Genomic DNA, 17,422 nt, shown 5'->3' on the forward strand with positions numbered 1-17,422 from the left:
TGGCGCGGGCCTCGTCCAGGGTGCCGGCGGCGAGTGCTGCCCAGGTCGCGGGCAGGTGCGAGCGGTACGTCCACGCCCGGTGCGCCAGGTGGGAGGCGGTGCCCCGGCCGACGTTGAGGACCAGCGCGAGCTCGGCGGTGAAGAACTCCGACACACCCGGCAGGTCGGGATCCGGCGCCCACGACCGGGAGCGGGCACCCGGCGTACCGGGCGCGGGATCGAGATCGGCCGGGCGGGCCTCGGCCAGGCGCAGCACGAGCTCGGCCTCGTAGGCGGCCTCCATCGCCTTGCGCGCCTGCACCCGCTGCAGCTCCGCGGCCGCCTGCTCATCGGACAGCATCGCCACCGGCAACCGCGCGATGGTGACCGGCTGGTCGACCAGCCAGCCGGCGAGCGCGCGCTCCACCGGCGACGCGTCCCCGGTGACCCCCTGCACACCCGGCACGCCACGGCCGGGGTACGACAGTTCCCGCAGGTCAGACCGGCTGTTCGGCGCTCCGCCCGTCGAGCGGGCGGACCAGCCGGCCGATCGCGAGCTGCGCCAGCGGGGCGTAGCCGAGCACGGCCGGCGCCGGGCCGGAGACGCGCAGGCCGGCGGTGCTGCCGCCGTCGGGACCGTCGGCGACCCAGTGCAGCAGGTGCAGCCGCACCGGGCCGGCGCTCACCGTCCACGCCCACTGCCGCGCCGCCTCGTCCACCGACTCGACGACGAACGGCAGCGTCACCCCCACCGGCCCGCGCACGCGCCCGCTCAGCCCGGCGGCCAGCCGGGGCCCCGGCACCTCGACGCCGGTGATCTGCGGCGCCCACTCCGGCCACCGCGCGGGCTGCGCGTAGCGCTCCCATGCCTCGGCGGGCGGCACCGGGCCGGTGGCGTGCAGCGTCACGGTCGTCATGCCGCCCTCCCTGCCCGCTCCGGGCCTGCGCCACGCACCGCGGACGGCGGCACGGTCAGGCCGGCGGGCCGCCGAGCAGCAGCTGCCGGAGCATGTGCATGGCGAGGACGACGGAGCGCTCGCGCACCGCCGTCCGCGAGCCGGGCAGCCGCACCGACCGCGCCTGCTGACCCATGGGGCCGACGGCGCACAGGTGCACGGTGCCCACGGGCTTGTCCGGCGTCCCGCCGCCGGGCCCGGCGACCCCGGTGACCCCGACGCCGACGTCGGCCCCGAACCGCGCCCGCGCCCCCTCGGCCAGCGCCAGCGCCACCTGCGGGCTCACCGCGCCGTGCTCGGCGAGCACCTCCCCCGGCACCCCGACCAGCTGCTCCTTGGCCGAGTTCGCGTACGAGGTGATCCCGCCGAGCACGTACGCCGAGGACCCGGCCCGCTCGATGAGCCGCGCCACCAGCAGCCCGCCGGTGCACGACTCGGCGGTGGCGATCGTCAGCTCCTGGTCGGTGAGCGCGCCGGCCACCAGCTCGTCGAGGGTGGGCCCGGTCGAGAACAGCGTCGCGGCGTACGTCCCGGTCAGCACGGCGGCCAGCCGGTCGTAGGCGGGCTGCGCCTCCGGCGCGAAGCGGGTGACGATCTCCAGCTCGCCCTCGCGCAGGCAGGTGGTGACCTCCAGCCCGCCGAGCTCGTGCTCGTGCTCCCGCAGCGTGGCGGCCAGCTGTGCCTCCAGCGTCCCCCAGAGCCGGATCGTCTCCTGGCGCAGCTCCTCCGCCCCGGCCAGCACCTCCTGCACCGGCGCGGCGGCCAGCGCCGCCGGCCACATGCCCTGCAGCTCCGAGGGAGGCCCGGGCAGGACGACGACGACCGGCCCGCCGCGGCCGTCGGCGGGCGGGACGACGAGGCCCGGCGCCGTCCCCACCGGCTCGAGCACCGTGGCGCCGGCGGGCACCATCGCCTGCTTGCGGACGCCGGCCGCGGTCGCCCCGGGGTCCGACCGCCAGCCGCGGCGGGCCATCAGCCGCTCCACGACGGCGGCGACGCGCTGCTCCAGCTCCGGGTCGACGTCCAGCGGCCTGCCCTGCACCTCGCCCACGACGGCGGCGGTGAGGTCGTCGGCGGTGGGCCCGAGGCCCCCGGTGGTGACCACCAGCTCGACGCCGGAGGAGGCGAACCAGGCCAGCGCGCCGCGCACGTCGTCGGGCCGGTCGCCCACGACGAGGACCGACCCCACGTCGACGCCGGCCTGCCGCAGCTGCTCGGCGAGCCACGGCCCGTTGCGGTCGGCGACCCGGCCGGTCAGGACCTCGGTGCCGGTGACGACGATGCCCGCGCGCGTGCCCACCCGCCCGACCCTAGGAGGACGTCGTCCTCCCCGCCGGGTGCGAGGCGGACCGCCGGACCCGCCGTCCCGCCTCCCCGGGCCGGGCGCGGACCGCCGCTAGCGTGCGGGGAGGACCGGTCCCACTCCGTGCGGGGCCGGTCGCCCGCGTCCCAGGAGGAGAGAGCACCCGTGACCACCTCGCCCCCGCCGGCCGGCCCGCGCACCCAGCAGATCCCGACCACCGGGGAGGGCGCGACGGCCGCGAGCCTCGTCGGGCACCCGGGCGCGCCCGCCGTGCCGCCATCGGTCCTGCCGGCGCCCGCGTACCCGGTGACGACCCCCCAGCCCGCGGCGACGCCGGAACCCGCGCACCCCCAGCCGGTCCACCACGCGCCGGTCCACCACGCGCCGGTCCACCACGCGCCGGTCCACCACGAGCCCGCCCACCACGCTCCGCTCCACCCGGAGCCGGTGCACCACGCCCCGGCCCACGAGCCCGTCCACCACGCGCCCGTCGGCTACCAGCCGACCGGGCCGCAGCCCACCGGCCCGCTGGACTCGCTGCTCGGCGCCCCGCGCGTGCCCCCGCCGGCGGCCGCAGCCCCGCAGGAGGCCCCGGCCGCCCGGCCCGAGAAGCCGGCCCGCCCGCGGGCGCCGCGCCGGCCCCGGGACCGCGCCGCGCTGGTCGGCGCCGGTCTGGCCGGCCTCGGCCTCGTGCTGCTCGAGCTCGGGCTCGCGCTGCGCCTGGACGGGCCGCCGCTGTGGGGCCAGGTCCCGGCGTGGGCGGCGTTCGCCACCGTCTGCGCGCTGCTCGGCGGCGCGGCCGCGCTGTCCCGGCTGGTGCCGGCGCTGAAGCTGCGGCCCCTGGCCGCCGAGCGGCTGGCGCTCGGCGGCGCCGCCGGGCTGGCGGTCTTCTGGGTGCTCGTCGTCCTCCCTCACGCCGACACCGACCGCGGCTTCCTGCTCACCGCCGCACTGGGCGCCGTCGCCCTCGCCGCCTGGCTGGTGCCCGGCCGCCGTCGCTGACCGGACGCCGGCGGCTCAGCCGGCGCGGCCCCGGCCGTTGCCGCGCCCGTTGCCGCCGGCGTTCCCGTTCGCGGCGCCGTTCCCGTTCCCGTTCGCCTCGGCGTCGCCGTCCGCGGAGCCGTTGCCGGGGTCCGCGGCGTCGCCGTCGTCCCCGGCCGTCGGCAACGGCACCGGGACGGACTCCGGCACCGGGACGGGGTCCGGCTCCGGCGCGGCGGGCGCCGCCGGCTCGGCCACCTCCGTGGCCGGGGCGGCGTCCACCGCCCAGGACGGTGCGGAGGGCCACGGCGACGACGGCGGGGACCAGGGCGCCGGCTCGGGCTCGGGGACCGCCGCGGCCACCGTCAGCGTGACCGTCTCCCCCGGCGTCAGCCGCCCGACCGGGGTCACCCCGGTGACGACGCCCGGGGCCGCGTCCGCGGTCTCCGCCACCACCCGGTGCACCCGCAGCCCGGCCGCGACCAGCTGCTCCTCCACCTCGTCGGCGGACCGGCCGACCAGGTCCGCCCGCCGCACGTCGGTTCCCGCGTCCGCCGGGGACTCCGCCTCGGCCGCCGGCACGGGTGCGGTCTCCGGCGCGGTCATCTCCAGCACGCCGACCCCGAGCGCGGCGCCGACCGCGAGGGTCGCCACCCCTGTGAGGACCCGCCCGGCCCGGCGCCGCGGCGCAGGAGCGGAAGCGGCGGAGGACCCGGCCGGGGCGGACACGGCGGGCGGCAGCGGCGCGGTGACCGGGGGCGGCGCGGGGGGCAGCGGGCGGCCGGCGCGGACGGCCTCCACCGCCCGGCACACCGCCGCGCCGTCGGCGAGCCGGCCGGCGGGGTCCTTGGCCAGCATCCGCGCCACCAGCTCCCGCACCGGCTCCGGCACGTCGCGGGGCAGCGGGTCGGGCTCGTCGCGGATCTGCCGCAGCGCGATCTGCACCGGGTGCTCGCCGTCGAAGGCCCGCCGCCCGGCCAGGCACTCGTAGGCGACCATCCCGAGCGCGTAGACGTCGCTGGCGGGCCCGGCCTTGCCCCCGGCCGCCTGCTCGGGCGACAGGTAGTGGGCGGTGCCGACCACCTGCCCGGTGCGCGTCAGCGGGGCGCTGCCCGCCGACCAGGCGATGCCGAAGTCGGTGATCCGGACGACGCCGTCGGAGCCGACCAGCACGTTGCCCGGCTTGACGTCGCGGTGCACGACGCCGGCGGCGTGCGCGGCGGCCAGGGCGGCGGCGGTCTGCCCGACCAGGTCCAGCACCCGCTCCGCCGGCAGCCGCCCCTCGCGGGCCAGCAGCGCCGACAGCGGCTCGCCGTCGACGAGCTCCATGACCAGGTGGGCGCAGACCACGCCGTCCTCGGTCACCGCCTCGCCGTAGTCGTGCAGCGCGGCGATGTTGCGGTGCAGCAGCCGACCGGCCAGGCGCGCCTCGGTGCGGAACCGGGTGCGGACGGTCTCGTCCTCGACGTACTCGCTGCGCAGCAGCTTGACCGCGACCGGCCGGTCCAGCAGCGCGTCCCGGCCACGCCAGACCTGGCCCATGCCGCCGGTGGCGAGGAGGCCGAGCAGCTCGTAGCGGCCGCCGACGACGCGACGTACGGGCCTCCCGTCCATCGCACCTCCTCGGTTCCGTATCAGTCGTCGGGGAAGTCTCCCGCGGCGGGCGTGGTCCCGCCCGTCGTGCCGCCGGTGCTGGTCACCGGCGAGGACGACGTCGGGGGGCTCGAGCTCGTGCTGGTGGTACCGGTGGGGGTGGTCGACGTGGGGGTCGTCGTGCCCGACGGCGCGCCGGACGTCGGCGACCCGGGCGCGGTGGTCGTGGTCGGCGTCGCGGCCTCGGTCGGCTCCGGGGCCGTCGTCCCCGGGGCCGGCTCCGTCGCGGGCGGGACCGGCTCGACCACCGTGCTCGGCGCGCTGTCGCCGGTCACGGCCGAGACGCCGCCGTCGCCGCCCTGCCCCGTGGACGCCGACCCCGAGCCGCGGCCACCGCGCGGCGCCACGGCGAAGGTGACGACCACGTCGTCGCCGGGCTCGAGGCGCACGCCCTCGGGCGAGACGCCGAGCACCCGGCCCGGGACCGCGGACCCGGTGACCTGCTCGCGCCGCTCCACGCCCAGGCCCAGCGCGGACAGCTGGGTGGCGACGTCGTCGATCGGCCGGCCGACGTAGTCACCGGCCTCCAGCACAACGCCGTCCTCGCTGTCGCGGGTCTGCGCGGCGACGACCGTCGGGGAGGCGGGGTCGTCGACCAGGGCGGTGAAGACGACGCCGGCCAGCCCGGCGCCCAGCAACAGCGCCACCAGCGGCACCAGGACCGCCGCCACCCGGCGGCGGGGCGGCGGCGGGGGGCCGGTGCGCCGCGGCACGTGCGGGCCGGGCAGCGCCCCGGACGGGCCGGGCGCGGCCTGGGTGGGCGGGCCCGCGTCGACGGCGACCGGGGCGACGGCGACCGCGACCGGCGCCGCGGCCGCCACGACGGCGGGGGACGCTGCCGGCGCGGGCTCCGGCTCGGGGTCCGGCAGCCGCCCGGCGCGGGCGTCCTCGACCGCGGCGACGAACGCGGCGCCGTCGGGCATGCGGGCCGCCGGGTCCTTGGCCAGCGCGCGGCGGATGAGGGTGCGGACGTCGCGGGGCAGCGTGTCCGGCAGCGGCTCGGGGTCCGAGCGCAGCTGCTTGAGCGCGATGGTGACCGCGTTGTCACCGTCGAAGGCGGGGTGCCCGGTGAGGCACTCGTACCCGACCAGGCCGAGGGCGTAGACGTCGCTGGCCGGGGTGGCCAGGTGCCCCTCGGCCTGCTCCGGCGAGAGGTACTGCGGCGTGCCGATGACCTGACCGGTCTGGGTGAGCGGGACGCTGCCGGCCGACCACGCGATGCCGAAGTCGGTGATCTTCACGCTGCCGTCGGCGCGCACGAGGATGTTGCCGGGCTTGACGTCGCGGTGCACCAGGCCGGCGCGGTGCGCCTCGGACAGCGCGGCGGCGGTCTGGCCGAGCACCGACAGGGTGGTCGAGGTGTCCAGCCGGCCCTCGCGGCGCAGCAGCGCCGACAGCGGCTGGCCCTCGACCAGCTCCATGACCAGGTAGGCGAGCGTCTCTCCGGTGTCCCCGGCCTCGGTCTCGCCGTAGTCGTAGACCGCGGCGATGTTCGGGTGGTTCAGCGCGGCGGCGTGCTGGGCCTCGGCGCGGAAGCGGGCGAGGAAGGTGGGGTCGCCGGTGTACTCGCTGCGCAGGACCTTGACCGCGACCGGGCGGTGCAGCAGCACGTCGGTGCCGCGCCACACCTGGCCCATGCCCCCGGCGGCGATGAGCTGGGAGAGTTCGTAGCGGTCACCGAGCATCCGGCGACCCGGTTCCACCACGGGACCTCTCCCATCCCTGCCGGCCCTGCTGCCGACGCCGTCCACCCCCGGCGCACCGCCTCTCGTCGCAGAGGTGCCCGGTCCTTCCGAGACCACACATCCTCCCAGCAGTCCCACCCGTCCGGGGAGTCCCGTGCGTCACGGCTCGGCATCGACTCGGCGACACCCCGGCGACACGCCGGGGAACGGCCGGGGGACGGGCGGTGGCTCAGCCGGTGAGGAGGGCGCGGCCCCACCAGTCGGCGTCGTCGCGGACGCCGGGCGGGCAGGCGAACACCGCCGAGGAGGTGTGCCGGACGTACTCGTTCATCGCGTCCAGCCGCAGGTTGCGCTGCACCTGCACGAAGCCGGTCTCCGGGTTGCGCTGGAAGGCGATGAAGAACAGTCCGGCGTCGAGCCGGCCCAGGCCGTCGGAGCCGTCGACGAAGCTGTAGCCGCGCCGCAGGATCGCCGTCCCCGCGTTGGTCGGGTGGGCGAGGAAGACGTGGCTGGTCTCGGGGATCGCGAACTCGCCGTCGACCTGCTTGGTGAAGTCGACCGGGTCGAACTCCGCGCGCTGGCCGAGCGGCGCGCCGCTGCCCTTGGTGCGGCCGATGGTGCGCTGCTGCTCGTCCAGCGAGGAGCTGTCCCACGGCTCGATCAGCATCCGGATCCGCCGGGTGACCAGGTAGGAGCCGCCCCGCAGCCAGTCGGCGTCGTCGTCCCCGACCCACACGAAGCGGTCGAGCGTGTTGCCGTTCTCGGCCTTGAGGTTGTCGGTGCCGTCCTTGAACCCGAACAGGTTGCGCGGGGTGGCCTGGCCGGTGCTGGTCGACGACGTCCGGCCGAAGCCCAGCTGCGACCAGCGCACGCTCACCACGCCGGCGCCGATGCGGACCAGGTTGCGCACCGCGTGGACGGCGACCTGCGGGTCGTTGGCGCAGGCCTGGAGGCACAGGTCGCCGCCGCTGATCGCGGGGTCGATCTGGTCGCCGGGGAACGACGGCAGCTCGGCCAGCGGCGCGGGCCGGCGGGCGGCGAGGCCGAAGCGGTCACGGCCGTCGGCGGTGGTGAACAGCGTGGGACCGAAGCCGACCGTGATCGTCAGCCCGGACGGCGGCAGGCCGATCGCCTCGCCGGTGTCGTCCGGCGGGGCGTACCGCTCGCCGTCGACGGCGCCCACCGGCCCGGCGTCCCGGCCCGCGGTCATGCGCCGCGCGGCCTCGGTCCAGTCCTGCAGCAGCGCGACGAGGTCGTCGCGGCTGTCGGTGGTGACGTCGAGGGCGACGAAGTGCAGCCGGTCCTGGGCGGGCGTGACGATCCCGGCCTGGTGCTCGCCGTGGAAGGGCACCGCGTCGGTCGGGGCCGGCCCGGCGGCCGGGGCCTCGTCGGCGGTCGCCCGGCCGATGACCCCGCCGGCCGCGCCCGCGGCGAGGACGCCGGCGGTGCCGACGCCGAGGGTGCCGAGCAGGCGGCGGCGGGACAGGCCCGGCCGCTGCGGCGCGGCCGGCTGGTCGGCGGTGGGCTCCGTCATGGCTTCCTCGGGACGGGGACGGTCTCGCAGGGCGCAACGCCCCGCGGACACCGGCGCGTCCCCGGCGCCGGTGTTCCGCGGGTCACTGGTCCGCGACGACCGCCGCGACCTGGCTGACCGACTCCGACAGCGCGGTGATGCTGTCGGACAGGCCGCGGAGCTGGTCCTCGGTGAGGTGGTCGTGCAGCGTCCAGCCGCCGTCGGTGCGGTACTGCTCGAGCTCGGCCTCGGTGGCGGCGAACCGCTCGTCGATCTCCGCGACCAGCTCCGGGTCGGCCTCCTCGAGGTAGGGGCGCAGCGCCTGGACGGCGGCCTCCGAGCCCTCGAGGTTGGCCGCGAAGTCCCACAGGTCGGTGTGCGAGTAGCGGTCCTCCTCGCCGGTGATCTTGCCGGTGGCGATCTCGTCGAGGAGGGCCTTGGCGCCGTTGGCCAGCTGCAGCGGCTCGAGCGTCGTCTCGTTGGCGAGGTCGACGACCTGCTGCACGTCCTCGAGCAGCTGGTCGGCGTAGGGGGCCATGCCCTCGGTGGTGCCGCCGACCCACAGCGCCTGCTCGATGCGGTGGTAGCCGGTGAAGTCCTCGCCCTCGGCCTGGTCGCCCTCGCGGCCGTCGATGCGCGGGTCGAGGTCGCCGAACACCTCGGCCACCGGCTCGATCCGCTCCCAGTAGGTGCGCGCCACCGGGTAGAGCGCCTTGGCGCCCTCGACGTCGCCGGTCTTCACGGCGTCCACGAACGCCGTGGTCTGCTCGAGCAGCGCGCCGGTCTGGCTCTGCACGTAGCGCTGGTAGTCCGCGCTCGCCTGGGCGAGGGTCTCGTCCTCCGACAGCGACTGCGCCTCGCCGGTGACGGTGAGGTCGCCGCGGATGCCGTCGCCGACCATGCCGGGCTTGCAGGCGGTCTCGTAGCTGCCGGCGGGCAGCTCGACGAGCAGCTCGCGGGTCAGGCCCGGGGCGATGTTCTCCACCTCGCCCATCACCCGGTCGCCCTCGGCGTAGACGTAGAACTCGGTCACCTGTGCGCCGGAGTTGGTCACCTGGAACTGGTGGGTCCCGGCCGGCAGCTCGCTGCTGGCGACGTCGCAGGTGTCGTCGGTGGCGGCGACGGCGATGGTGTCGGCGGCCTCCCCGCTGCCGGACGCCGCCCCGGAGCCGCCGTCGGCGCTGCCGCAGGCGGCGGTGGTCAGCGCGGCCAGCAGGCCGGCGGTGAGCAGGGGGAGGCGGCGGTCACGAACGGACATGCTGGGTGGTCTCCGACGGCTGGGAGGGGGTCCGGGCCGGGTCGGGGCCGGAGGGCTGCGGGGCGGCCACCACGTTCGGCGCGGGGGCGGCGGGGGCGGGCGTGCGGGCGGGCCAGAGGAAGGCGACGAGCACCGGCACCAGATAGGCGACGTGGGCGATCGTCTCGATCACCGTCGGCGCCGCGGTGATGTTGAAGACCCCGGCGATCGCCGCGCCGTACCAGCTGTTCGGGTCCAGGACGCCGGAGACGTCGAAGGCGAGGACGTCCAGGCCGGGCAGGACGCCGGCCTCCTGGAAGTCGTGGACGCCGTACTTGAGGATCCCGGCCGCCACGAGCACCAGCAGCACGCCGCTGACGGTGAAGAACCGCGACAGGTCGATCCGGATCGCGCCCGCGTACAGGCCGATGCCGATGACGACGGCGCTGAGGACGCCCGCGGAGATGGCCACCAGCGGGGTCGCCGTCGTCGTGGCGCCCTGGGCGGCGGCGTAGAAGAGCAGCGTCGTCTCCAGGCCCTCGCGGACCACGGAGAGGAAGGCGACGCCGGCGACGGCGAGCGTGCCCGTGCCCAGCGCGTGCTCCAGCTGCCCGGTGAGCTCGCCCTTGAGCTTCCGGGCGGTCCGGCGCATCCAGAAGACCATCCACGTGACCAGGCCGACGGCGAGCACCGAGGTGATCGCCTCGAACAGCTCGCGGGAGCGGTAGTCGGCCAGCAGCGTGGTCTCGGTGTAGGTGAGCAGCGCGCCGAACAGCACCGACAGGGCGACCGCGGCGGCGACGCCCGCCCACAGGGGCAGCAGCTGGCGGCGCCGGCCGGCCTTGACCAGGTAGGCGACGAGGATGCTGACGACGAGGGTGGCCTCGAGGCCCTCGCGGAGGCCGATGAGGTAGCTGGCGAGGAACGCCTGGCCCATGGCTGACCCATCTGTCGGGGTTCGGGTGACCCCCGTCTCCGGACTGAGGGCAGGCACACCTTACCCATCGCGCGCGACCGATCCAGCCCCGTCCGCGGGAGGCCCCCTCGGCCGGCCGCGGGCGTGGCAGGGTGACCGGCATGTCAGAGACGACCGCCACCACGACCGTGACCCGCGAGGACGCCGGCGGCGTCGCGACCGTCACGCTGCAGCGGCCGGGGATCTCCCGCGCGATGCGGCGGGAGCTGCTCGGGGTGGTGCAGGGCATCGCCGCCGACGAGTCGGTGCGGGCGGTGCTGCTCACCGGCACCGGCCGGGCGTTCTGCGTGGGCCAGGACCTCGCCGAGCACGTCGAGTCGCTGCGCGGGGACGCCGGGACCTCGCTGTCGGTCGTCGAGGACGAGTACAACCCGCTGGTCCTGGCGCTGGCCGGGCTGCGGGTGCCGGTCGTCGTCGGGATCAACGGCGCCTGCGCGGGCGCGGGCCTGGGGCTCGCGATGGCCGGCGACCTGCGGGTGGCCGCCGCGGGCGCGAAGTTCACGACGGCGTTCACCGGCATCGGGCTGTCCAGCGACTCGGCGCTGGCCGCGCGGCTGGTGCACAGCGTGGGCGTCGCCCGCGCCACCGAGCTGCTGCTGCTCCCCGACGCCTTCCCGGCCGAGACGGCGCTGCAGTGGGGCCTGGTGCACCGGGTCGTGGAGGCCGACCGGATGGCGGACGAGGCCCGGGCGCTGGCCGAGCGGCTGGCCGCGGGGCCGACGGCCGCCTACCAGGCGGTGAAGACGGTGCTGGCCGGCGCGCCCACCGCCTCGCTGGTGGAGACGCTGGCGCTGGAGGCGCGGCTGCAGACGGAGCTCGGGAGCACCGCCGACCACGCCGAGGCGGTCGAGGCGTTCCTGGCCAAGCGCCCGCCGCGGTTCACGGGCCGCTGACTGAAGGACCCCGTCCTCCCCACCCCTCGCAGGCTCGGGGTGGGACCCGGGACGAGGCCGGGAAAGCTGGAGAAGACCCTTCGACGGGCCCTCAGCCCCGGCTGAGGGTGGTGCAGGGGCCACAGACGTCGCGGGCCGACGTCGGCCAGTCCTCGTCGAGGGTGACGCGGGCGAGCATGCCGCAGAGGGTGAGCTCGCAGGCGCCGTCGACCTCCGACGCCGGGCGGTGCAGCTCGACGGCGTGCCACAGCGCGGCGGTCGGACCGTGGGCGCGGCTGCGGGCGGCGACGTAGGCGGTCGCGGCGAACGCGGTGGGGGCGGTCGGGGCGGCGGTGGGGGCCATGCAGGGAGGGTCGACAGGGCGCCCGGCCCCCGGGAGGCGGACCGTCGCGGTGTCACCCACCCGGGTGAGACGGCGGGCCGGCGGGGGCGACGGCAGGATGTCCCCGTGGAGCTGACGAAGCACGGGCACGCCTGCGTCGTGATCAGTGACGGCGACCGGCGGCTGGTCGTCGACCCCGGCGCCTTCACCGACCCGGCGGCGCTCGAGGGCGCGACCGCGGTCCTGGTCACGCACGAGCACCCCGACCACTTCGTCGCCGACCGGCTGCGCGCGGCGCTGGACGCCGACCCGGCGCTGGAGGTGTGGACGAACCCGTCCGTCGCCGAGCAGCTGGACGGCCCCGGGAGCCGGGTGCACGCGGTGGGCGACGGCGACGCGCTGACCGTCGCGGGCTTCGAGGTGCAGGTCCACGGTGAGTGGCACGCGGTGGTCCACCCCGAGCTGCCCCGGGTGCGCAACGTCGGCTTCCTGGTCGAGGGCCAGGTGTTCCACCCCGGCGACGCGTTCACCGTGCCGGGGACCCCGGTGGCCACGCTGCTGGTGCCGCTGCACGCGCCGTGGTCGAAGGCGGCCGAGGTGATCGACTACGTGCGGGCGGTGGACGCCGACCAGGCCTTCGCCGTGCACGACGGCCTGCTCAACGACACCGGGCTGGGCCTGATGGCCGGCCTGCTGGGCGAGCGCGGCCCGGGCACGCCCACCCCCTACGGCCGGCTGACCCCCGGGGAGGCGGTCGAGCTCTGAGGCCCGCCGCCTCCCCGAGGGGCGCGGGTCAGCGGCGGACGGCGCCGCGGTGCGAGCGGGCCGAGATGCCCTCGGCGACGCCGATCAGCAGGACGGCGGCGACGACGGCGAGGACGAAGCCCAGGACGTTGAGCTCCCAGATGCTGCCGGTGCCGAAGAACTGGGCGATGAGCCCGCCGATGAGCGAGCCGACCAGGCCGAGGGCCAGGGTGGCGAGGATGCCCAGGTGCTGCTTGCCCGGGACGATGAGGCGGGCCAGGGCCCCGATGATGAGGCCGGCCACGAGGAAACCGATCACGACGATCCTCCGGTGGGTGCGTGGCGCCCGGCCGGTCGCCGGGCGCGCCTGCAGGTCATCTACCCGCGTGATCACGGCGCACACCCGCGCCGTTCGTCACCGGTCCGCGGGGACCTGCTCCACGTGCGCCGGGAGCTTGTCCAGCTCGTCGTCGACGGTGCGCTGCACGAACTGCTGCACGACCCGGCGGGTCAGCCGGTCGGCCAGCCGGGGACGGCGCGGCGCGTGGGTGAGCGTGATGGTCACCCGGGTGGCGCCGTCGGCGGCGGCGTCGAGCTCGATGCGCGTCGTCCACGTCTCGGGGGTGAGCTCGAGCCGGGTGGTGACCAGCCGCTCGGGCTCCCACTCGACGATCTCCCCGCGCGGGGCGCCCTCGCCGGGGACCCGGTCGGCGGGGAGGCGGCCGGGGACGCAGACGAACCGGGCGCCCTTCCCGGACCGGCCGCCCTCGACGACGTACGAGACGTCGCACACGGCGCAGTAGGGCTCCAGCACGGCCAGCGCCCGCCACACCCGGCGGCGCGGCGCGGCCACCTCCCGGGTCCCGCTGGCCGTGGTCACGTCCCGACGGTAGACGGGGGCACGCCGGGCCCCGGGGCGAGGTCGGCGAGCACGGCCCGGGCGGCGGCCCAGCGCTCCTCCCCCACCCGGCGCGCCCACGCCCGCTCGACGTCGGCCAGGCGCCGGCGCACCGCCTCGTCGACCTCCCGGCCGCGGCCGGTGAGCCGGACCAGCCGGGCCCGTCCGTCGGTGGGGTCGGGGAGCACCTCGACGTACCCGCCGGCCTGCAGCGGCGCGAGCGCCTGGGCCAGCGCCTGCTTGGTGTGCCCGCTGTCGGCGGCCAGCCGGCTCAGCCGCTCCCCCTCGGGCGGCAGCATCGCCAGCAGCCGGTAGTGCCGCATGCGCAGGCCCGGGTAGCGCGCGTCGCTGAGGGCGTAGAGGTCGTCCCGGATCAGGGTCATCGCCTGCTCGAGCAGCGTGGTGACCAGGACGGGGCGTTCTCGGTTGACGGGATCGGACAAGCGGCTTCACCATCCACCCACCGTCAGACAAGCGGCTTGACCATTCTCCCACGGGAGCCCGCGATGACGACCTCCCCCTGGCTGGCGCTGTTCCGCCCCGTGCACCTCCACCTCCCGCCACGCCCCGGCCCGCGGCGTCCGCGGTGACCGGCCTGCCCGGCGGGACGACCGTCGCCGAGCTGCTGCCCGCGCTGCGCCACCGGTCCGGCGACCCGGCGCTCGAGGTCGAGGCGCTGACCTGCCGCCCGCTGGAGCACGACGCCAGCGCGCCGTCGACGCGGGCGCTCACCCGGGTCGCCGTCGAGGGCCGGGGCTCCCGCGGGCGGGTGGTGCTGCGCCTGGTCGCCAAGGAGCTGCAGGCCGCCCGGTACGGCCTGCCGCCGCAGATGCCCGACGACGCCCGCGCGCACCTGGACGAGGTCATCCCGTGGCGGCTGGAGGCCGACGTCCTGGCCGCCGGCGTCGCCGGGTGCGCCCCGCCCGGGCTCCGCCCGCCGGACGTCGTGGCGGTGCACGAGCAGCCCGGCGACCGGCTGACCCTCTGGCTCGAGGACGCCGAGCCGGTCGACGCGCCGTGGACGGCGGACGACACCCTGCGCGCCGCGGAGGCCCTCGGCCGGCTGGCCGCCCGCCGCCGCGGCCGGCCGTGGCCACGGATGCCGGGCGGGGACTTCCTCACCGTCTACCGCCACGAGCAGCTGGGCGCCTGGGCGGTCCCCTGGCTGCGCGACGACGCCACCTGGGCCGCGCCGGTCATGCGGGTGCCCGAGGTCGTGGCCCTGCAGGAGGAGGTGTGCGCGCTGGCCTCCCGCGTCGACGACGTCCACGCCCGCCTGGCCGCGCTGCCGGTGCTGCCCGCCCACGGGGACGCGACGCCGATGAACCTGCTCCGGCCCGCCGCGGCGCCGGACACGTTCGTGCTGGTCGACTGGGCGATGGCCGGCCCGGCGCCGGCCGGCTTCGACCTCGTGCCGCTGCTGTTCGGCCGGGCGGAGTGCGGGGCCGGCCCACCCGGCGAGGTGCCCGCCCTGCTCGGCCCGGCGGTGGCCGCCCACGCCCGCGGCCTGGCCGCCGAGGGCGTCGACGTGTCCCCCGCCGAGCTGGAGACCGGGGTGCTGCTGGCCGCGCTGCTGCGCTACCCGTGCACCGGCATGCCGCTGCACCTGCTGTTCGAGCCGGTCACCGACGAGGTGCTCGGCCACGCGGCGCGGCGGGCGGCCTTCGTCCGGATGGTGCTCGACCTCGAGCCGCGGCTGGCCGCGCACAGCGGCCGGTGACGTCGCCGTCAGAGCCGCAGGGTCGCCGCGGCGAGCAGGTAGACCGCGGACACGGCCTCCGGGTCGTGCAGGTCCCCGGGGTCCTCCGCCGCCGCCCGGGACCGCGCGCGCACCGCGGCCCCGGGGTCACCGGCCACCAGGTCCTCGGAGAGCCCGGCGACGACGGCGAGGGCGTCGTGCTCGTCCAGGTCGTCGAGGACGAGGCCGTCGTGGAGGAGCGTCGCCGCCTCCTGGAGCACCTCGCGGGCCGCCTCGGCGTCCACCTCGGGCCGCGCCCGCGCGACCGCCTCCGCGGTCGCCAGGAAGCGGGCGCGCAGTGCGGCTGCGACGTCGGGCGGCACGCCGGGAGCCTGCCAGCGGGCCCGTCCCCGGTCGAGCGGGTACCCCGGTCGCCGTCCCCCGGCGTCCTCAGCGGCCGGTGACCGAGACCTCGAACTCGACCTGGCTCACGTCCGGCCGCAGCCGGGAGAAGCTGTGCACCAGCGGGTGCCCGGCGCTGTCGCGCACCGTGGTGCGGACGACGAGCAGCGGGGAGCCGGCGGCGATCCGCAGCAGGTCGGCCTCGTCCGGGGCGGCGGTGCCGACGTCGACGACGATGCGGGCGTGCGCGAGGTCGGCGCCGTACTCGCGGCGCAGGAAGTCGTACAGCGAGCCCTCGCTGAAGTCCTCCTCCGCGGCCCGCGGGTAGAGCGCGGCGGGCAGGAAGCTGTGCGCCACGTGGTTGGGCGCGCCGTCGACGCTGCGCAGCCGCTCCAGCTCGACGACGTCCTCGGCGACGTCGAGGGACAGCTCGGCGGCCACCGACGACGGCGCCGGTACGACCCGCTGGGTGAGCACCGTCGTCCCCACCTGGGCGCCCTGCTCGGCCATCACCGAGCTCCACCCGGCGATGCGGTGGACGAAGCTCTCGCGGTACTCGTGCCGGATCGCCGGGCGGGTGACGTAGGTGCCCCGGCCCTGCTCGCGCACGAGGTGGCCGTCGGCGACCAGCCCGTCGACGGCGCGGCGCAGGGTGATCCGGCTGACGCCGTACTCCGCGCAGAGCGTGGGCTCCGGGGGCAGCAGGGCCCCCTCGGGCATCGCGGCGACGCGGCGCCGCAGGTGTTCACGGACCGAGAGGTACTTCGGGCCCGCCGTCGCCGCTGTCACGGGCGCCAGACTATGCGGGAGAAGACGTCTGAGGACGTCATGTCGTATGAGACGTCTCTCGCTCGGGTGACGTCCACCCCTACGGTGCCCGGAGTTCGACCACGGTCACCTCGGGCCGCGCGCCGATCCGCATGGGCGGTCCCCAATAGCCGGCGCCGGCGGTGACGTACAGCTGCGTGTCGCCGTGCCGCGACCAGCCCTCGACCGCGGGCTGGTCGAGCCGGATGGCGTAGTCGAAGGGCCACAGCTGCCCACCGTGGGTGTGCCCCGACAGCTGCAGGTCCACACCGGCGGCCCGCGCCTGGTCGACCATGTACGGCTGGTGGGCGAGCAGCACCACCGGCGTCCCGTCGTCGCGGCCGTCGAGGGCGGCGTCGAGGTCCGCGCCGTGCCCGGGGACCCCGGAGCCGGCCGCGGTGCGGTCGTCGATGCCGGCCAGGTCGACCGTCGCGCCGCCGCGGGTGATCGGCACCCGCTCGTTGCGCAGCACCTCGACACCGAGGGTGGGCAGGTGCCGCAGCCAGGCGGTGGTGTCGACGAAGTACTCGTGGTTGCCGGTGACGAAGAAGACGCCCTGCTCGCTGACCAGGTCTGCCAGCGGCGCGACCTCCTCGCGCAGCTCGTCGACCTCGCCGTCGACCAGGTCGCCGACGATCGCCACGACGTCGGGCCGCTGGGAGTTGACGATCTCGACCAGCCGCTCGAAGCGCCGCCCGCCGTAGGTGGCGGACAGGTGGCCGTCGGAGAAGGTGACGATCCGCAGGCCGTCGAGCGCCGGGTCCAGCCGCGGCAGGGTGATCGGCACCCGGCGGACGGCGGGCGCGGAGTTCGCGAGGTACACGCCGGTGCCCGCGGTGCCCAGCGCCACCGCGCCCGCGGTGACGGCCAGCGAGCGGGCGAGGAACAGCCGGCGGGAGGGGTCGGCGACGACCTCGCGGTCCTCCGGCCGCGGGGCCGGCTCCGGCTCCGGGCCCGGGTCCGGGCCGACGGCGGGGACCGGTGCCGGCGTGGCCGGGGCGGCGGCGGGGACGGCGGGCCGGCGGGCCCAGCGGCGCAGCACCAGGCGGACCGGCTCCAGGACGAGCAGGGCGAGGAACGCGTAGAAGGCGATCCCGAGCCAGGTGTAGGCGACCCAGTCCAGCGGGGCGGCGGCGTCCAGGGGCAGCGTGCGACGCAACAGCACCGCGGCGGCGGGCAGCAGGGCGAGCACCACGGTGAGGGCGGTCAGCCGCCGCCGTGCCCGGCCGGGCCGGGTGGTGCTCCTGACCAGGCGCCACCAGAGGTAGCCGTGCAGGAGGAGCAGGGCGACGAGGACGACCGTCCCGAAACCGAGCAGACCGATCAGGGACAGTTGAAGGACCTCCTCGCCCCCCACCACTCGCAAGCTCGCGGCGGGACCCTGCGAGCAGGCCG

18 protein-coding genes and 1 pseudogene are annotated in these 17,422 nt (G+C 77.1%); 4 read left to right on the forward strand and 15 right to left on the reverse strand.

Annotated features, from left to right (window positions below; translation table 11 throughout):
- From ACI8AA_RS19950 to ACI8AA_RS19960, 3 genes and pseudogenes are all read right to left on the reverse strand, one after another.
- Nucleotides 1-436, reverse strand: a pseudogene (locus tag ACI8AA_RS19950) (HNH endonuclease); the annotation flags it as partial.
- Nucleotides 437-476: 40 nt separating this feature from the next.
- Nucleotides 477-896: an SRPBCC family protein gene (locus tag ACI8AA_RS19955; protein ID WP_457046117.1), complete on the reverse strand. Its 420-nt coding sequence runs from the start codon at nt 894-896 to the stop codon at nt 477-479.
- 55 nt (nt 897-951) lie between these two features.
- On the reverse strand, nt 952-2,235 hold the full coding sequence (locus ACI8AA_RS19960; protein WP_457046118.1) for a competence/damage-inducible protein A: 1,284 nt from the start codon (nt 2,233-2,235) through the stop codon (nt 952-954).
- Between the two features lie 168 nt (nt 2,236-2,403).
- Between ACI8AA_RS19960 and ACI8AA_RS19965 the strand changes: the two genes are divergently transcribed.
- The gene (locus tag ACI8AA_RS19965; RefSeq protein ID WP_457046119.1) at nt 2,404-3,240 is read left to right on the forward strand and encodes a hypothetical protein; all 837 of its coding nucleotides are present in this window, start codon (nt 2,404-2,406) and stop codon (nt 3,238-3,240) included.
- 15 nt (nt 3,241-3,255) lie between these two features.
- Here ACI8AA_RS19965 and ACI8AA_RS19970 read toward each other — a convergent pair whose 3' ends face one another.
- The 5 genes from ACI8AA_RS19970 to efeU form a co-directional block, all read right to left on the reverse strand.
- Entirely contained in the window at nt 3,256-4,833 is a 1,578-nt protein-coding gene (locus ACI8AA_RS19970) for a serine/threonine protein kinase (protein ID WP_457046120.1), read from the reverse strand.
- Nucleotides 4,834-4,853: 20 nt separating this feature from the next.
- On the reverse strand, nt 4,854-6,575 hold the full coding sequence (locus tag ACI8AA_RS19975) for a serine/threonine protein kinase (protein WP_457046121.1): 1,722 nt from the start codon (nt 6,573-6,575) through the stop codon (nt 4,854-4,856).
- Nucleotides 6,576-6,786: 211 nt separating this feature from the next.
- Nucleotides 6,787-8,091, reverse strand: coding sequence for an iron uptake transporter deferrochelatase/peroxidase subunit (efeB, locus tag ACI8AA_RS19980; protein ID WP_457046122.1), 1,305 nt, complete (start codon nt 8,089-8,091; stop codon nt 6,787-6,789).
- An 82-nt stretch (nt 8,092-8,173) separates the two neighbouring features.
- Complete coding sequence (gene efeO / locus ACI8AA_RS19985; RefSeq protein ID WP_457046123.1) at nt 8,174-9,328, reverse strand: iron uptake system protein EfeO; 1,155 nt, start codon at nt 9,326-9,328, stop codon at nt 8,174-8,176.
- Nucleotides 9,315-10,244: an iron uptake transporter permease EfeU gene (gene efeU / locus ACI8AA_RS19990; RefSeq protein ID WP_457046124.1), complete on the reverse strand. Its 930-nt coding sequence runs from the start codon at nt 10,242-10,244 to the stop codon at nt 9,315-9,317. Before efeU ends, efeO begins: the two co-directional genes overlap by 14 nt.
- Before the next feature lie 140 nt (nt 10,245-10,384).
- Here efeU and ACI8AA_RS19995 point away from each other — a divergent pair, with 140 nt between their 5' ends.
- A complete protein-coding gene (locus ACI8AA_RS19995; protein WP_457046125.1) occupies nt 10,385-11,176 on the forward strand; it encodes an enoyl-CoA hydratase-related protein in 792 nt (263 codons plus the stop codon).
- A gap of 91 nt (nt 11,177-11,267) precedes the next feature.
- On the opposite strand, the gene ACI8AA_RS20000 is transcribed toward ACI8AA_RS19995, so the two are convergent.
- The gene (locus ACI8AA_RS20000; RefSeq protein WP_457046126.1) at nt 11,268-11,519 is read right to left on the reverse strand and encodes a hypothetical protein; all 252 of its coding nucleotides are present in this window, start codon (nt 11,517-11,519) and stop codon (nt 11,268-11,270) included.
- A 105-nt stretch (nt 11,520-11,624) separates the two neighbouring features.
- Between ACI8AA_RS20000 and ACI8AA_RS20005 the strand changes: the two genes are divergently transcribed.
- Nucleotides 11,625-12,263 (forward strand): MBL fold metallo-hydrolase, encoded by a 639-nt coding sequence (locus ACI8AA_RS20005; protein WP_457046127.1) that lies wholly within the window; start codon nt 11,625-11,627, stop codon nt 12,261-12,263.
- Nucleotides 12,264-12,291: 28 nt separating this feature from the next.
- Here the strand turns inward: ACI8AA_RS20005 and ACI8AA_RS20010 are convergent, their stop codons facing one another.
- From ACI8AA_RS20010 to ACI8AA_RS20020, 3 genes are all read right to left on the reverse strand, one after another.
- Nucleotides 12,292-12,561, reverse strand: a complete 270-nt coding sequence (locus tag ACI8AA_RS20010) for a GlsB/YeaQ/YmgE family stress response membrane protein (protein ID WP_457046128.1) — start codon at nt 12,559-12,561, stop codon at nt 12,292-12,294.
- Between the two features lie 96 nt (nt 12,562-12,657).
- Entirely contained in the window at nt 12,658-13,122 is a 465-nt protein-coding gene (locus ACI8AA_RS20015) for an SRPBCC family protein (protein ID WP_457046129.1), read from the reverse strand.
- Nucleotides 13,119-13,583, reverse strand: a complete 465-nt coding sequence (locus tag ACI8AA_RS20020; RefSeq protein ID WP_457046130.1) for a MarR family winged helix-turn-helix transcriptional regulator — start codon at nt 13,581-13,583, stop codon at nt 13,119-13,121. Before ACI8AA_RS20020 ends, ACI8AA_RS20015 begins: the two co-directional genes overlap by 4 nt.
- A 143-nt stretch (nt 13,584-13,726) precedes the next feature.
- Here ACI8AA_RS20020 and ACI8AA_RS20025 point away from each other — a divergent pair, with 143 nt between their 5' ends.
- Nucleotides 13,727-14,860, forward strand: a complete 1,134-nt coding sequence (locus ACI8AA_RS20025; protein ID WP_457046131.1) for a hypothetical protein — start codon at nt 13,727-13,729, stop codon at nt 14,858-14,860.
- Between the two features lie 8 nt (nt 14,861-14,868).
- Here ACI8AA_RS20025 and ACI8AA_RS20030 read toward each other — a convergent pair whose 3' ends face one another.
- From ACI8AA_RS20030 to ACI8AA_RS20040, 3 genes are all read right to left on the reverse strand, one after another.
- Nucleotides 14,869-15,201 carry a hypothetical protein gene (locus ACI8AA_RS20030; protein ID WP_457046132.1) on the reverse strand — a complete coding sequence of 111 codons (333 nt, stop codon included), beginning with the start codon at nt 15,199-15,201 and terminating at the stop codon, nt 14,869-14,871.
- A gap of 67 nt (nt 15,202-15,268) precedes the next feature.
- Nucleotides 15,269-16,009, reverse strand: a complete 741-nt coding sequence (locus tag ACI8AA_RS20035; RefSeq protein WP_456927766.1) for a GntR family transcriptional regulator — start codon at nt 16,007-16,009, stop codon at nt 15,269-15,271.
- A gap of 79 nt (nt 16,010-16,088) precedes the next feature.
- Entirely contained in the window at nt 16,089-17,384 is a 1,296-nt protein-coding gene (locus tag ACI8AA_RS20040) for a metallophosphoesterase (protein ID WP_457046133.1), read from the reverse strand.
- Nucleotides 17,385-17,422 lie beyond the last annotated feature (38 nt).

This window comes from Geodermatophilus sp. SYSU D01180 (assembly GCF_054050415.1).

Excerpts from the sequence above, each read along its gene's own strand:
- ACI8AA_RS19970 (WP_457046120.1), bottom strand. The coding sequence starts at position 4,833 with ATGGACGGGAGGCCCGTACGTCGCGTCGTCGGCGGCCGCTACGAGCTG.
- efeB (WP_457046122.1), bottom strand. The coding sequence starts at position 8,091 with ATGACGGAGCCCACCGCCGACCAGCCGGCCGCGCCGCAGCGGCCGGGC.
- ACI8AA_RS20000 (WP_457046126.1), bottom strand. The coding sequence starts at position 11,519 with ATGGCCCCCACCGCCGCCCCGACCGCCCCCACCGCGTTCGCCGCGACC.
- efeU (WP_457046124.1), bottom strand. The coding sequence starts at position 10,244 with ATGGGCCAGGCGTTCCTCGCCAGCTACCTCATCGGCCTCCGCGAGGGC.
- efeO (WP_457046123.1), bottom strand. The coding sequence starts at position 9,328 with ATGTCCGTTCGTGACCGCCGCCTCCCCCTGCTCACCGCCGGCCTGCTG.
- ACI8AA_RS19955 (WP_457046117.1), bottom strand. The coding sequence starts at position 896 with ATGACGACCGTGACGCTGCACGCCACCGGCCCGGTGCCGCCCGCCGAG.
- ACI8AA_RS19995 (WP_457046125.1), top strand. The coding sequence starts at position 10,385 with ATGTCAGAGACGACCGCCACCACGACCGTGACCCGCGAGGACGCCGGC.